The organism is Allobosea sp. 05T422_2, assembly GCF_056396265.1.
The window spans coordinates 51,036-64,318 of the sequence record NZ_JBFTLD010000008.1; the positions used below are offsets into that span (position 1 = coordinate 51,036).

Genomic DNA, 13,283 nt, shown 5'->3' on the forward strand with positions numbered 1-13,283 from the left:
GTGCGTCGCGCCTCTGCGCAACCGTCGACAAGCGCTTCTCACAGGTGGCTGCATCCGACGCAACAGATCCTTCGGCGAGGCTCTGGAGAAATCCACACAAGAGGTGCTTAGCCCTGTTGCGCTGCGGCGCGACGCTGGCTATAAGCCGGCCACCAGTTGATCGGAGTGTAGCGCAGTCTGGTAGCGCACCACGTTCGGGACGTGGGGGTCGCAGGTTCAAATCCTGCCACTCCGACCAAAATTTCCCGAGATATTTCAAGTAGTTACAAATCAAGCCCTTCGGGGCTTTTTTGTTGCCCGGACAGTTTCAGCGTGGCTTGATCCTCAGGTGGGCCTGTTTTGGCCCAATTAACGCATCCACGACTTCTCCCGGTACAGCGATGGTGTCGTGCGCGCCGCTCCTGTAGTCTCGCCCAAGGACAATGGGGCTCACTGTATGACGCGCTTTTCCCGAATCATCGGAATCATGAGCCTCGCCGTGCTGCTTTCCGGCTGCGACAAATGCGGGGAGCTGATGAAGCTCGATATCTTCGGCCAACCCGTGAAGACCTGCTCCGGCAATAATCCGCAAGGCTGAGCGCGGGCCCGTCTGCCTGACGCGAATCGGTGGACTATCGGGCAGGATCTTGTATGCGGCCCGATGCTTTCACCTTGTGCGGCTGCATCGGCCTTGCCGAAAACCGCAATCCACTTTTCGGGCCGACGCCTTCCCGGCTGGCGTCAAAGAAAAAGCCGGGGCAAAGCCCCGGCTCGTTCGTCTCTGTCGCTGCTGCAGGTCTCAGCCGCGGCGGCGCAGGAAGGACCAGCTTGCCCCGACCAGGCTCGCGGCCAGCGCCATCTTGAGCGCGTCGCCCAGCAGGAAGGGCTGCACGCCGAAGGCGAAGGCCTTGGCGAAGCCGACGCCGGTGGCACCGCTCGCCATTTGCGCCCCAAGAGCGAGCCACAGGCCGCCGAGGCCAAGGATCAGCGCTTCCGCGACAATGAATCCCGCGATCAGCCGGAACACCGAGGCGCCGCGCTCGGCCGCCCAGCCAGCGACAGCCGCCGCAAGCACGAAGCCGACCAGGAACCCGCCGGTCGGACCCGCGAGATAGAACAGCCCGGCCGCGACCGGCGGCGTGTTGGTGAAGACCGGCAGGCCGGCGAGGCCGTAGGCGATGTAGAGTGCGACAGTCGCGGCGCCGAGGCGCGAGCCATAGGCGGCACCGAGGCCGAGCACCGCCAGCGTCTGCAGGGTCATCGGCACCGGCCAGAACGGCACCTTGATCTTGGCCGCGAGGACGAGCAGCAGGCTGCCGGCCACGGCAAGGGCGACATTGCGCGCCAGCGCGGCGCGACGTCCGGAGATCTGGGGAAGGATCGCGTTGACCAGGGTCGGAGCGGAAAGGGGAAGCAGATCGGCCATGCGCTCTCATCCATTTTTCGAGGGCCGCGCTGCGCAGCCGGTTTTCCGTCTATAGAAAATGCTGCAATGCCCTACAAGGCGCGCGGCGGTGCGCGAAGCGGCAAGGCCGGGGCGCAACCTGCCCCCGTGACGCGACTGGACCAGGCGACGGAACCCGCATGAGCGAAGACATCGAATTCGATCGGAGCGCCACGGCTCCCTCCGGCGACGTGGTTGAACTGTCGCCGCTCGTCCGGCGCATCATCGCCGGAAATAGCGGGCCGATGACCTTTACCGGCACCTGCACCTATATCATCGGCCGGGGCACTGTGGCGGTGCTCGATCCTGGCCCCGACGACCCGGCTCATGTCGCGCGCGTCCTTGCCGCACTCGCTGACGAGAGCGTCAGCCATATCCTTGTCACACACACCCATCGCGATCATTCGCCCGCCGTTCCGGCACTGCAAGCGGCGACAGGCGCCATCGTCGCCGGCTGCCTGCCGCATCGCGCGGCGCGCGAACTGGCGCTTGGCGAGATCAATCCGCTCGATGCCGCGGCCGACCGCGATTATGCCCCCGATCTGCCGATGTATGACCGTGACACGGTCACGGGCCCCGGCTGGACGCTCTCGGCGGTCGAAACGCCGGGGCACACCGCCAATCACCTCGCTTTCGCGCTCGCGGAAGAGACAAGCCTGTTTTCAGGCGACCATGTCATGGCCTGGTCGACGAGCATCGTTGCCCCGCCCGACGGCTCGATGGCGTCCTACATGGCTTCGATCGAAAAACTGCGCGCGATGGAGCACGCCATCTACTGGCCTGGCCATGGCGGGCCGGTGAACGAACCGCAGCGCTTCCTGCGCGCGCTCGTACAGCACCGCCGGCTGCGCGAAGCCGCGATCCTCAACCGCCTCAGGGCTGGCGACGAGCGCATCGCGGAGATGGTGCCACCAATCTATCAGGGCTTGCCGGTCGCATTGCATGGCGCGGCCTCGCTCTCGATCCTCGCCCAACTCGAGGATCTGGTCCTCCACGGCACTGTCATCTGCGACGAGGCACTGCCGATGCTGGCGAGCCGATACAAGCTGGCCCGGACCTGATGCAGCGGCGTCGATTTCTTCGGATCGCATCACGCCGTCGCACATGACCTACCGTGCCTCGACCAGCAGCTCGACCTCTGCAGCAAAGGCGGCGATGCGGGCAGCATTTGCGCCGAGATCGTGGCTTCCGATCCGCGAAGCCGAGCGGATGTCGATGCGGCTGCCGTCGGCACGCGGTCGCACTCGGATCGTGATGTCCTCGGCAAGGCGCAGGATTCGGGTGCGCGCCACCGCMTCGATCCGCCCTGCCCCGCTGCGTCCGCCGGGGCGCGACGCTTCGAGCACCTGCCAGCCCAGTGCAGTGGCGGCCCGGCGCGCGATTGTGAACGCCGTTTCGGCCGGGACCTCCAGCACGATCGGCAGCGTCTTCGGATAGGCTTGGCGCTGGATGCGCCGCTCTCCAGCCGGTACGTCGGGCGGCACCAGGCCGTGGCGCACGGTCAACGCGGCCTGCGAGCGGCTGAAGGTCGGGGGATCATCGATATCGGTCGAGATATCGCTCAATCGCGGCAGCGTCAGCCATTTGAAGCCACCATAGAGCACTGGGGCAAGCATGATGAGCGCAAGCACGAAGGCCTGTGCCGCCATGCCGACCCCGCGATGCCCCACCTGCCAGATCCGCATGAAGGCGAGCACGGCCAGCAGCAACGCCAGCAGAACGAAGCCATAGGCACCGGCGATCGGCGCGAGTCCCTGCGCCGAAGGCTCGCCGAGCCGGGCGACGAGAATGGCCAGCAGCAGCACCGCGACGGAAAACCAGGCCAGCCGCCGGCTCCAGCGTGCGGCGCGCGAGACAGGTTCCTCGAAGACGATGCGACGATGCATGATGATTACGTGGCGGGGTCTGGCACCGAAGGCAAGCCTCGCGGCTCAGCCTGTCGGCAGGCGATAGTCCTTGAACTGCTCGCGCAGCGCGGTCTTCTGGATCTTGCCCGTAGCGGTATGCGGTATCGCCTCGACCAGGACGACATCGTCCGGCAGCCACCATTTTGCGATCTTGCCGGTCATATAGGCCAGCATCTCGTCGCGGCTCGGTGAACGGCCGGGTTTTGGAACGATGACCAGCAGCGGCCTCTCGTCCCATTTGGAATGGGCGACGCCAATCACCGCGGCCTCCGCCACATCGGGATGGCCGACCGCGAGATTTTCGAGATCGATGGACGATATCCACTCGCCGCCCGACTTGATCACATCCTTTGAGMGGTCGGTGATCTGGAGATACCCCGCGGCATCCAGCGTGCCGACATCGCCCGTATCGAAGAAACCGTGCTCGTCGAGGATCGCTTCATCCTCACGCCTGAAATAGGCGCCGGCGACGGACKGTCCGCGCACCTTCAGGCGCCCGAAGGTCTTGCCATCCCAGGGCAGGTCCTGGCCGGCATCGTCGGTGATGCGGAATTCGACGGTAAAGGGCGGATGCCCCTGCTTGACCTTGAGATCGTAGAGCGCATCGCCCTGCAGATGCCCATAGACCGGCTTGATCGAGCAGAACGAGCCGATCGGGCTCATTTCGGTCATGCCCCAGGCATGTGCGACCGTGACGCCATATTTGCGCTCGAATGCTTCCGTCATCGCCCGCGGGCAGGCTGAACCACCGATCACCACACGTTTCAGCGTCGAGAGGCGGGCGTTGGTCGCCTCCAGATGCTGCAGCAGGCCAAGCCAGACCGTCGGCACCGCAGCGGTGCAGGTCACGCCCTCGCCTTCCAGCAATTCGAGCAGCGATGCACCGTCGAGCTTCGCACCCGGCATGACCAGCTTGGCTCCRGTCATCGGCGCGGAATAGGCCAGCGACCAGCTATTGGCATGGAAGAGCGGCACGACCGGCAGCACGCTGTCGCGCGAGGACAACCCGATATAATCCGGCGCCGAGCAGGCCATGGCATGCAGCACGTTCGAGCGGTGCGAATAGAGCACCCCCTTCGGACCGCCGGTGGTGCCGGAGGTGTAGCAGAGCCCGGCGGCGGTGTTCTCGTCGAACTGCTTCCAGGCGAAATCATCATCGGCTTCAGTGAGCCACTCCTCGAAGGCGGCTGCTCCCTTCAGGCTGGTTTGCGGCATATGTGCCGCATCGGTCAGCACGATGTAGCGCTCGATGCTCGGCAGCCTGTCCTGGATCTGCTCGATCAGCGGCACGAAGGTCAGGTCGAGGAATAGCATCCTGTCCTCGGCATGGTTGATGATCCAGGCGATCTGCTCCGGGAACAGCCGCGGATTGACCGTATGCGTGATCGCGCCGATCCCGCTGATCCCGTACCAGAGTTCGAGATGCCGGTCGGTATTCCACGCCAGCGTCGCGACCCGGTCGCCGAGCCGCATCCCTTCCCGCTCGAGGCGCCTGGCCACCCGCAGGGCGCGGCGGCGGATATCGGCATAGGTCGTGCGCCGCAGCGAGCCGTCTTCCACCGCGCGGCTCACGACCTCGCGGGTGCCGTGCTGGACGGCGGCATGGTCGATGATCCGGTGCAGCAGCAGGGGCCAGTCCTGCATCAGGCCAAGCATAGCGTCTCTCCCCACGATCATTCTTGCTGTTGTTGGGAGCAGCATAGACAGGCTGCTCCCCGGCAGGGAAGCAGGAGTTGAGCCGGAGCGGGAATGAAGGGCTCGCCTGGAGCCACGCGATAGTTTAGGGCAGAACTGATAGACCCTGAGAGTTGGAACCGTGTCAGCGCCCGACGCCCTACGCACCGATCCAGACCGCGTCTGGTTCCGCTTCATGCGGTTGCACCAGCGCATGCTCGGCCAGATGACGGCGCGCATCCGTACGCTCGGGCTCTCGATCCCTCAATTCGATCTGCTCTCCACGCTGACCGAGCGCGAAGGCATCAGCCAAAGCGAGTTGGCCGAGCGGCTCTACGTCACCAAGGGCAACGTTTCCGGGMTCGTCGATCGCCTGGTGCAGGCCGGCCTCGTCGAGCGCCGGGCAATCGCGGGCGACCGGCGTTCCTATGCGATGCATCTGACGCCCGAGGGGCGCAGGCTGGCGGAAGCCGGCATCGCGGCGCAACGCAGCTATGTCGCGACCACGCTCGGCAAGCTGCCGGCCGGCGATCTCGCAGATCTCGACCGGCTCGTYCTGGCCTGGCGCGACCTCGCTCGCGCCGCGGACGCCGAATAGCGCCTTCATGTTCGCCGGGCTCGCCTTCGCTGGCGGCGGCAATCGCTGCTACTGGCAAGGTGGCTTCCATGAAACCGTGGCGCCACGCCTCGCGTTGTCACCGCGCCGGGTCGTCGGTGTCAGCGCCGGCGCCTTCGCGATGCTCTATACGGCACTCGGTCTCGGCCCGACCGTACGCGAGCAGGTCAGGCAAGCCTGTCTCGACCGAACATCCGAAATGGATTGGGCGGCCTTTCGCCGGGGTGGGCGGCTCTTCCCGGTCGGCGAGCTCTATCAGAGCCTCCTCACCCAGCTCTTCACGCCCGAGGCCCTCTCAACCCTGCGGCTGATGAGCGATTTCCGCATCGCGATCTCGCGCCCGCCACGCTTCTGGCCCCTGCCGATCGCCGCGATGCTGGGGATCGGCGCCTATCAGCTCGAAAAGCGCCTCCGCCGGCCGGTCCATCCCACCGCCGGGCGCCGCCTCGGTTTCGTGCCCGATCTTGTCCGGCTCGCCGATTGCGCAACCGCAGAGCAACTGGTCGCGGCCCTGATGGCGAGCGCTGCAGTGCCTCCCTTCATGCCGGCCGGGCTCGTCGGGCAGCGCGCTGCGCTCGACGGCGGGCTGGTCGACAGCGCCCCCGCCTGGGCGCTCGCCGATCTGGAACAGGCCGGCGAACGGACGCTGGTCCTGCTGACGCGCCCCTTCTCCGCGGTGCCGCAGGTGCCGGGCCGGACCTATGCGCGCCCGTCCCGGACCATTCCGGTCTCGCAATTCACGATCCGCGACTGGGAGGGGATCCGCTTCGCCTACGAACTCGGCATCAGTGACGGCGAGAGCTTCCTTCGGCGGATGGAAGTCGAAGCGCGAACCGGCTAGGCATGAGGCTGGTTCCTGCGAACTGGTTCTTGCCAACCGACCGGACGTACCGATGCCTGCGATCGATCTGACCGCCTCCGCGACCGACCTCCGCGAAGCCCTGCTCGCGCGCCGCTTCAGCGCAAGCGACCTGCTCGAGGCCAGCTTCGCCCGCATCGACTCGCTGAACCCATCGCTCAACGCCATCATTGCCCAGGACCGCGAGGCCGCGCGCGCCACGGCGGCAGAATCGGACAAGCGCCTCGCCGATGGCAGCGCCCGCCCGCTTGAAGGGCTGCCGATCACGATCAAGGACGCGTTCGACGTTGCCGGCCTGCCCTCCTCCGGCGGGCTACCCGCCTACAAGGAGCGCATTCCCACCGATGATGCCGCCCCCGTCGCTCGCCTGCGCGCTGCCGGCGCCGTCATTCTGGGCAAGAGCAACGTCCCGGTCTTCTCAGGCGATTTCCAGAGCTACAACCCCATTCACGGCGTCACCAACAATCCCTGGAATGCGGCCTTCTCACCCGGCGGCTCGTCCGGCGGAGCGGCAACCGCGGTCGCGACCGGCATGTCTGCTTTCGAGCTCGGCTCCGATCTCGGTGGCTCGGCGCGCTGGCCGGCCCATGCCTGCGGCGTCTACGGCCTGAAGACGAGCTGGGGGTTGATCTCGACCTGGGGCCACCTGCCGCCGCCGCCCGAGCGCCGCACACCGCGTAATGCCGACCTTTTGGTCGCCGGACCGATCACGCGCGCGCCCGAGGATCTTGCGCTCATCCTTCCGGTGCTGGCCGGCCCGCGCGATTCCCGAGTCGCGGGCGCCACACTCACCGCTCCTAGGCTGGAGGAGCCCCGCGGCCTGCGTGTCGCACTCTGGGCCGACGATGCTTTCGCTCCGACAGACCGGGAGGTCGGCGCAGCCGTGCATCGGGCCGCGGATCTGCTTGCCGCGCAGGGCGCGATCATCGACGAGACTGCGCGCCCAGCGATCCGCTTCTCCGAAGCCTTCGAGGTCTATGCGCTGCTCAACCATGCCGTCGTCGCCTATGGTCTGCCGCCCAAGGTCAGGGCGCGTATCCAGGCCATGGCATCGCGCTTCAGCACCAACGATCTCTCGCATCAATCGCTGCAAGCGCGCGGCGCGCGCATGACGCCGGGGCTCTATCAGCAGATCTCGCAGCGGCGCATGGCTCTGAAACGGCAATGGGCCCGCTTCTTCCAGTCCTATGACGTCGTGCTCTGCCCACCTGCCCCCGTTGCCGCGATCCCGCATGATCACACGCCGGATATTCACGCGAGGCGCCTTGTCGTGAACGGCGAGCCTCGCCCCTATCTCGATTTCCTGCTCTGGGCCTCGCTCGCGACTGGCGCAGACCTGCCTTCGCTGGTTGCGCCAATCTCGCAGTCGGACGCTGGTCTGCCGCTCGGCGTGCAGATCATTGCGGCGGCCGGCGAAGACCTGACGGCAGTCGCCGTCGGCGGCATGCTGGCAAGGGCGGGCGCAGGATATCGCGTTCCCCCCGGCTCGGCCGGACAATCCTGAGCAGGCGCAACCCGATACGCGCCAGAGTCTGCGTCGATCTGCGTGAAAATCGCTCAGTGCTTGCGCTGATCCCGGTCTATGCTCGCATAAAGGCCGCATAAAAACCTGGAGATTGCGCCATGCTATCCAACCTCGCCGTCCGCGACATCGAGACCCTGGTCCACCCATACACGAACCTGGCGACGCATCGCGAGACCGGCCCGCTGGTGCTGGAAAGCGGCAAGGGCGTCTTCGTCTATGACAGCGCCGGCAAGGAATACATCGAGGGCATGGCCGGGCTCTGGTGCACCGCGCTCGGCTACTCCAACCAGGAGCTGATCGACACGGCGACGGAGCAGATGAAGAAGCTGCCCTTCACGCATATCTTCGGCGGGCGCAGCCATGATCCGGCGATCGAGCTGGCGGAGAAGCTGAAGGAGATCGCACCGGTTCCGATCTCGAAGGTGTTCTACGGCGCCTCCGGCTCCGACGCCAACGACACCCAGGTGAAAATCGTCTGGTATATGAACAATGCCCTTGGCCGGCCGCAGAAGAAGAAGATCATCTCGCGGCTGAAGGGCTATCACGGCGTCACCGTGGCCTCAGCCTCGCTCACCGGCCTGCCCAACAATCATATCGATTTCGACCTGCCGCTGCCGGGCATCCTGCACACCTCCTGCCCGCATCATTATCGCTTCGCCGAGCCTGGCGAGAGCGAGCAGGATTACTCCTCGCGCCTCGCAGCCGAACTGGAGGAGATGATCCTGCGCGAAGGGCCGGACACGGTCGCCGCCTTCATTGCCGAGCCGGTAATGGGCGCCGGCGGCGCGATCACCCCGCCGGATGGCTATTTCGAGAAGATCAACGCCGTTCTCGCCAAATACGACATCCTGTTCATCTCGGATGAGGTCATCACCGGCTTCGGCCGCACCGGCAACATGTTCGGCACCACGACCTATGGCATGAACGTCGACACGATCTCGCTCGCCAAGCAGATCACCTCGGCCTATTTCCCGCTCAGCGCCGTGTTGATGAACGACAAGGTCTACGAGGTCCTCGTCGACCAGAGCCGCAAGATCGGCACCTTCGGCCACGGCAACACCTATGCCGGCCATCCCGTCGGTTGCGCGATCGCGGTCAAGACGCTGGAAATCTATCAGCGCGACAAGATCGTCGAGCACACCCGCAAGGTCTCCCCGACCTTCCTGCGGCGGCTGGAGAAGCTTGCCGAGCATCCGCTGGTCGGCGAAGCGCGCGGCGTCGGTCTGATCGGTGGCGTCGAGATCGTCAAGGACAAGGTGACCAAGGCCCCGTTCGAGACCAAGAAGGGCGTCGGCCCGAAATCGGTCTTCTTCGCGCAGGAAGAGGGCCTGATCACCCGCGCCATGGGCGACCGTGTCGCCTTCTGCCCGCCGCTCGTGATCACCGAGGCCGAGATCGAGGAGATGTTCGACCGCTACGAGCGGGCCCTGAACAAGACGCTCGCCTGGGTCAAGGCCGAAGGCTTGCTCGCGGCCTGAGCCTGCATGCTTAAGGGGAGATTAACCGAAGCGGCGACATGATTGCGATCGAGGCCGAAAAGCCACGAAGAAATCACGATCACGCCGCTTCGTCGTCCCGATCGGACGTCACCTTCCCTGTGTCGACGGCCAGGAACCGCCGGCACCGTGCAACAAGTAAAGTCAGGACCGATGCCTTCCGCCAACAAGCGTCAGACGACGCAACGCAGCGCGAGCTTCCATGATGCCTCGGCCAGAGAGGCCTACGCATCGCACTTCCGCCCGATCGCATTTCGCGCGATCGCCGCGGGAACGAGACGTGCCTCGCCTGCGTCGGACAGGACGGCAGAGAGGAAACCGGCTCATCTTGTGCCGGCCGTTCTCCGCAACGGTTTTGACGATTKACTTGACGACTGCCAGACTGACTTTCGAGACCCTCCATGATTGACCGGCGCAGAGTTCTCCAAACTCTCGCCGGTCTTTTTTTGGCCGGCTTCGGCACTGGCGGCTATGCCTATGCTTGGGAGCCAACCCATCAGCGGGTGACGCACTACCGCTTCACCCCGAATGGCTGGCCCCAGTCAGGCCGCCTCAAACTCGCAATCATCTCGGATCTGCACATTGGCGGGCCGCATATGCCGGTATCGCGTGTGCGCGATATCGTCGCGATGACCAACGAGCTGAATCCGGATCTCGTCCTGCTGCTCGGGGATTTCATTGCGAGCCGGACGCGCCGCGCCTCCGACCCTCCCTATGCCGAATGGGCTATGGCACTCGCCGCGCTCAAGGCGCCGAGCGGGGTCTACGCCGTACTCGGCAACCACGACTGGTGGCAGGACGAACCGACACAAAGGAACCGCAGCGGGCCGACACAAGCGGGCCTTGCGCTCGAAGCGGCCGGGATCACGGTTCTCGAGAATCGGGCGCTGCGCCTGGAGACCGCTGCAGGTCCGCTCTGGCTTGCCGGTCTCGGCGACCAGATCGCCTTCGTCAAACGGTTGCGCGGACAGAAGAATGGCGTCGACGATCTGCCCGGCACCCTCGCCCAGATCGCTGATGATGGCGCGCCCGTCATCATGCTGGCGCATGAGCCGGATGCCTTCGCCCGGATGCCGGCGCGGGTTGCTCTGACCTTGTCAGGCCATACCCATGGCGGACAGGTGAGGCTGTTCGGCTGGTCGCCGATCGTGCCGTCACGCTATGGCAATCGCTACGCCTATGGCCATGTCCGCGAGAACGGGCGCGATCTGGTGGTTTCTGCCGGCCTCGGCACCAGCAAACTGCCGCTCAGGTTCGGAATTCCGCCGGAGGTTGTGCTGGTGGAGCTAGGCTAGGGCATCGGACCGAAAAGTGGAATCCGGTTTTTGGAAAAAACCGATGCTTAARCAAAGAGCTAGATCGCCGCTCCTGCGTCCGAACGGACGCACGGCGATCTAGCGACTGCCGCCGCATGCTCGGATGCCCCGAGCATCTTGCTCCGCTCGATCTGAAATGCTGTCAGACCCTGGCCGGGCGAGGCCCGACCAGAACCGGCGGGGGCCGTCAGACCACCACCACCTTGGTGCCGACCGTGACCCGATTATAGAGGTCGATCACGTCGATATTGCGCATCCGGATGCAGCCGGAAGACGCCGAACGGCCAATGGTCTCGGGCTCGTTCGTGCCATGGATGCGGTAGAGCGTGTCCTTGCCGTTCTGGTAGAGATACAGAGCGCGCGCACCGAGCGGGTTGTCCGGACCGCCCTCCATGCCACCGGCGCGGGGCGCCAGATGCGGCCAGCGCTTGATCATCTCGGCCGGTGGGGTCCAGCGCGGCCACTCGGCCTTGCGCTGCATCGTGGCTTCACCCGTCCAGCCGAAGGCCTCGTCGCCGGTCGCGACGGCGTAGCGAATCGCCTTCTTGTTCGGCAGCACRAAGTAGAGAAACTTCTCGACCGTATCGACCTTGATACTGCCGGGCGGCAGACCGGTCGGGTCCGTGATCTCGTAGGGCAACTGCGTGATCTGGTGCTCGAATTTCGGCACCAACGCGATGTATTCTGCATCGCGCTCGGACAGTGCGGGAGCATTCACGCTCTTGTATTGGCACGCACCGAGAAGGGTCGACAGCGCCAGGGCAACGATTACGGTCTGTTTCATGCCTACCACCAGCGACGCCGCGAACGCGCCATTTATGATGAATGAAAAGTTAATATTCTATTCCCGCCCCGGGGGTTGGGGCGACGTCGAGCTACGCCGCTGCTCTATGCGGCAAACTGACATGGCGCAATGAAGTTCCAGCCGTGATGCGTGTTTCGTCGACTTCGGCCGCGACCGTGGTAATCGCGCAACGGCAGTGCAACATGACGCGCGGCGGCAGGCCCCGCAATGAGGGTGAGAACCAGTGACGACGCTTCTGATTACACACCCGGCGAGCCTCCGGCACCTGACTCCGCCCGGCCATCCCGAGCGCCCGGACCGCATCCGCGTCGTCGAGCAAACGCTCGAAGATGAACGATTCGCCCACCTGGCCCGGGTCGAGGCGCCGCGTGCCGACCTCGACCTCGTCACGCTTTGCCACCCGCGCCAATTCGTAGAGGCATTGATCGCCGCCTCGCCGGTCACGGGACTCGTCGAGATCGAAGCCGACACCACGATGTCGCCCGGCTCGCTGGAGGCCGCGCTGCGCGGCGTCGGCGCTGCCACCCACGCCGTGGACGAGGTGATGCAGGGCAAGGCCAGGAATGCCTTCTGCGCCACGCGCCCGCCCGGCCACCACGCCGAGAGCGTCAAGGCGATGGGTTTCTGCTTCTTCAATCAGGCTGCCATCGCCGCCCGCCACGCCCAGAAGGCGTATGGCGCGGAGCGCGTCGCGATCATCGACTGGGACGTGCATCACGGCAATGGCACGCAGGAGATCTTCTGGAACGACCCGAGCGTGCTTTACGCCTCAACCCATGAGATGCCGCTCTATCCCGGCACCGGCGCCGCCTCGGAACGTGGCGAACACGGCACGATCGTCAATGCCCCCCTGCGCGCGGGCGATGGTTCCGACACCTTCCGGGATGCGTTCGAGACCGCGGTATTGCCGCGTGTCGACGCCTTCCAGCCCGACCTCGTGATCATCTCGGCCGGCTTCGATGCGCATTGGCGCGACCCGCTCGCCAATATCAATCTGGTCGAGAGCGATTTCGCCTGGGCGACCCAGAAGCTGATGGCGATCGCCGATCGTCGCGCCGAGGGCCGCCTCGTCTCGATCCTGGAAGGCGGCTACGATCTCGAAGCCCTGTCGAAATCGACCGCAAGCCATGTCCTGGCACTGATGCGAGGCTAAAGCATCGGCCCGAAAAGTGGATTGCGGTTTTCGGGAAAGCCGATGCAAAGACAAGGGGTTAGATCATCGGACTGGATGCGATGTCCGGTCCGATGATCTAGCCGCCCTTGCAAGTCGCCCAGCGGCGACCCAATCCGGGCAGGGCAGGCATCCCCGGGGGCTGCGTTTCGTCGCGCTGATGGCGGAGCCGCTCACTCCAGCGGCTGCGTCTCCGCGATTTCGATGCCGAAGCCGCTCAGGCCCACGAAGGAGCGCGGCGAGGACGCGAGGTTGACGATCGAGGCGACCCCGAGATCGCGCAGGATCTGGGCGCCGAGTCCGACCTCGCGCCATTGCTGCGAGCGCTGGGCGTCGGAACCCTCCTCGACGCTCTTGATCGGCACGCCGGCGGAGCCGTCGCGCAGATAGATCAGCACGCCGCGACCATCCTGCTGGAAGCGCCGGAGCGCGCACTGGATCGACTTCGCGCCGCCGAGCACATCCGCCACGACATTCGCACGATGCAGTCG

General features: G+C 65.5%; 12 protein-coding genes and 1 tRNA gene. 8 read left to right on the plus strand and 5 right to left on the minus strand.

Annotation, left to right across the window (positions count from 1 at the left end):
- The first annotated feature begins 161 nt into the window (after positions 1-161).
- Positions 162-238: transfer RNA gene (locus AC1DJT_RS02975), tRNA-Pro, on the plus strand.
- Between the two features lie 540 nt (positions 239-778).
- Here the strand turns inward: AC1DJT_RS02975 and AC1DJT_RS02980 are convergent.
- Positions 779-1,405, minus strand: a complete 627-nt coding sequence (locus AC1DJT_RS02980) for a biotin transporter BioY (RefSeq protein WP_476769618.1) — start codon at positions 1,403-1,405, stop codon at positions 779-781.
- Positions 1,406-1,563: 158 nt separating this feature from the next.
- Here AC1DJT_RS02980 and AC1DJT_RS02985 point away from each other — a divergent pair, with 158 nt between their 5' ends.
- Entirely contained in the window at positions 1,564-2,484 is a 921-nt protein-coding gene (locus tag AC1DJT_RS02985; protein ID WP_476769617.1) for an MBL fold metallo-hydrolase, read from the plus strand.
- 48 nt (positions 2,485-2,532) lie between these two features.
- Here AC1DJT_RS02985 and AC1DJT_RS02990 read toward each other — a convergent pair whose 3' ends face one another.
- Both AC1DJT_RS02990 and AC1DJT_RS02995 read right to left on the minus strand, forming a co-directional pair.
- Positions 2,533-3,309: a DUF1499 domain-containing protein gene (locus AC1DJT_RS02990; RefSeq protein ID WP_476833497.1), complete on the minus strand. Its 777-nt coding sequence runs from the start codon at positions 3,307-3,309 to the stop codon at positions 2,533-2,535.
- 45 nt (positions 3,310-3,354) lie between these two features.
- The gene (locus AC1DJT_RS02995) at positions 3,355-4,986 is read right to left on the minus strand and encodes a long-chain-fatty-acid--CoA ligase (protein WP_476833498.1); all 1,632 of its coding nucleotides are present in this window, start codon (positions 4,984-4,986) and stop codon (positions 3,355-3,357) included.
- Between the two features lie 214 nt (positions 4,987-5,200).
- Between AC1DJT_RS02995 and AC1DJT_RS03000 the strand changes: the two genes are divergently transcribed.
- From AC1DJT_RS03000 to AC1DJT_RS03020, 5 genes are all read left to right on the plus strand, one after another.
- The gene (locus AC1DJT_RS03000) at positions 5,201-5,602 is read left to right on the plus strand and encodes a MarR family winged helix-turn-helix transcriptional regulator (RefSeq protein WP_476833501.1); all 402 of its coding nucleotides are present in this window, start codon (positions 5,201-5,203) and stop codon (positions 5,600-5,602) included.
- A 7-nt stretch (positions 5,603-5,609) separates the two neighbouring features.
- On the plus strand, positions 5,610-6,461 hold the full coding sequence (locus tag AC1DJT_RS03005; protein ID WP_441507686.1) for a patatin-like phospholipase family protein: 852 nt from the start codon (positions 5,610-5,612) through the stop codon (positions 6,459-6,461).
- Between the two features lie 52 nt (positions 6,462-6,513).
- Complete coding sequence (locus AC1DJT_RS03010) at positions 6,514-7,983, plus strand: amidase family protein (protein WP_476769615.1); 1,470 nt, start codon at positions 6,514-6,516, stop codon at positions 7,981-7,983.
- A gap of 119 nt (positions 7,984-8,102) precedes the next feature.
- Positions 8,103-9,482: an aspartate aminotransferase family protein gene (locus AC1DJT_RS03015; protein ID WP_113517787.1), complete on the plus strand. Its 1,380-nt coding sequence runs from the start codon at positions 8,103-8,105 to the stop codon at positions 9,480-9,482.
- Between the two features lie 521 nt (positions 9,483-10,003).
- Positions 10,004-10,795: a metallophosphoesterase gene (locus tag AC1DJT_RS03020; protein WP_476833499.1), complete on the plus strand. Its 792-nt coding sequence runs from the start codon at positions 10,004-10,006 to the stop codon at positions 10,793-10,795.
- A 208-nt stretch (positions 10,796-11,003) separates the two neighbouring features.
- Here the strand turns inward: AC1DJT_RS03020 and AC1DJT_RS03025 are convergent, their stop codons facing one another.
- Positions 11,004-11,600 carry a L,D-transpeptidase gene (locus tag AC1DJT_RS03025; protein ID WP_476769612.1) on the minus strand — a complete coding sequence of 199 codons (597 nt, stop codon included), beginning with the start codon at positions 11,598-11,600 and terminating at the stop codon, positions 11,004-11,006.
- 244 nt (positions 11,601-11,844) lie between these two features.
- Here AC1DJT_RS03025 and AC1DJT_RS03030 point away from each other — a divergent pair, with 244 nt between their 5' ends.
- Positions 11,845-12,774, plus strand: a complete 930-nt coding sequence (locus tag AC1DJT_RS03030; protein ID WP_476824398.1) for a histone deacetylase family protein — start codon at positions 11,845-11,847, stop codon at positions 12,772-12,774.
- Between the two features lie 191 nt (positions 12,775-12,965).
- Here the strand turns inward: AC1DJT_RS03030 and AC1DJT_RS03035 are convergent.
- Positions 12,966-13,283 (minus strand): GTP cyclohydrolase II (locus AC1DJT_RS03035; RefSeq protein WP_476833500.1); only part of this gene is annotated, 318 nt, incomplete at its 5' end.

Bases quoted from the DNA above. Each gene is read 5' to 3' on its own strand.
- AC1DJT_RS03005 (WP_441507686.1), top strand. From the start codon at position 5,610: ATGTTCGCCGGGCTCGCCTTCGCTGGCGGCGGCAATCGCTGCTACTGG.
- AC1DJT_RS03010 (WP_476769615.1), top strand. From the start codon at position 6,514: ATGCCTGCGATCGATCTGACCGCCTCCGCGACCGACCTCCGCGAAGCC.
- AC1DJT_RS02980 (WP_476769618.1), bottom strand. From the start codon at position 1,405: ATGGCCGATCTGCTTCCCCTTTCCGCTCCGACCCTGGTCAACGCGATC.
- AC1DJT_RS02985 (WP_476769617.1), top strand. From the start codon at position 1,564: ATGAGCGAAGACATCGAATTCGATCGGAGCGCCACGGCTCCCTCCGGC.
- AC1DJT_RS03015 (WP_113517787.1), top strand. From the start codon at position 8,103: ATGCTATCCAACCTCGCCGTCCGCGACATCGAGACCCTGGTCCACCCA.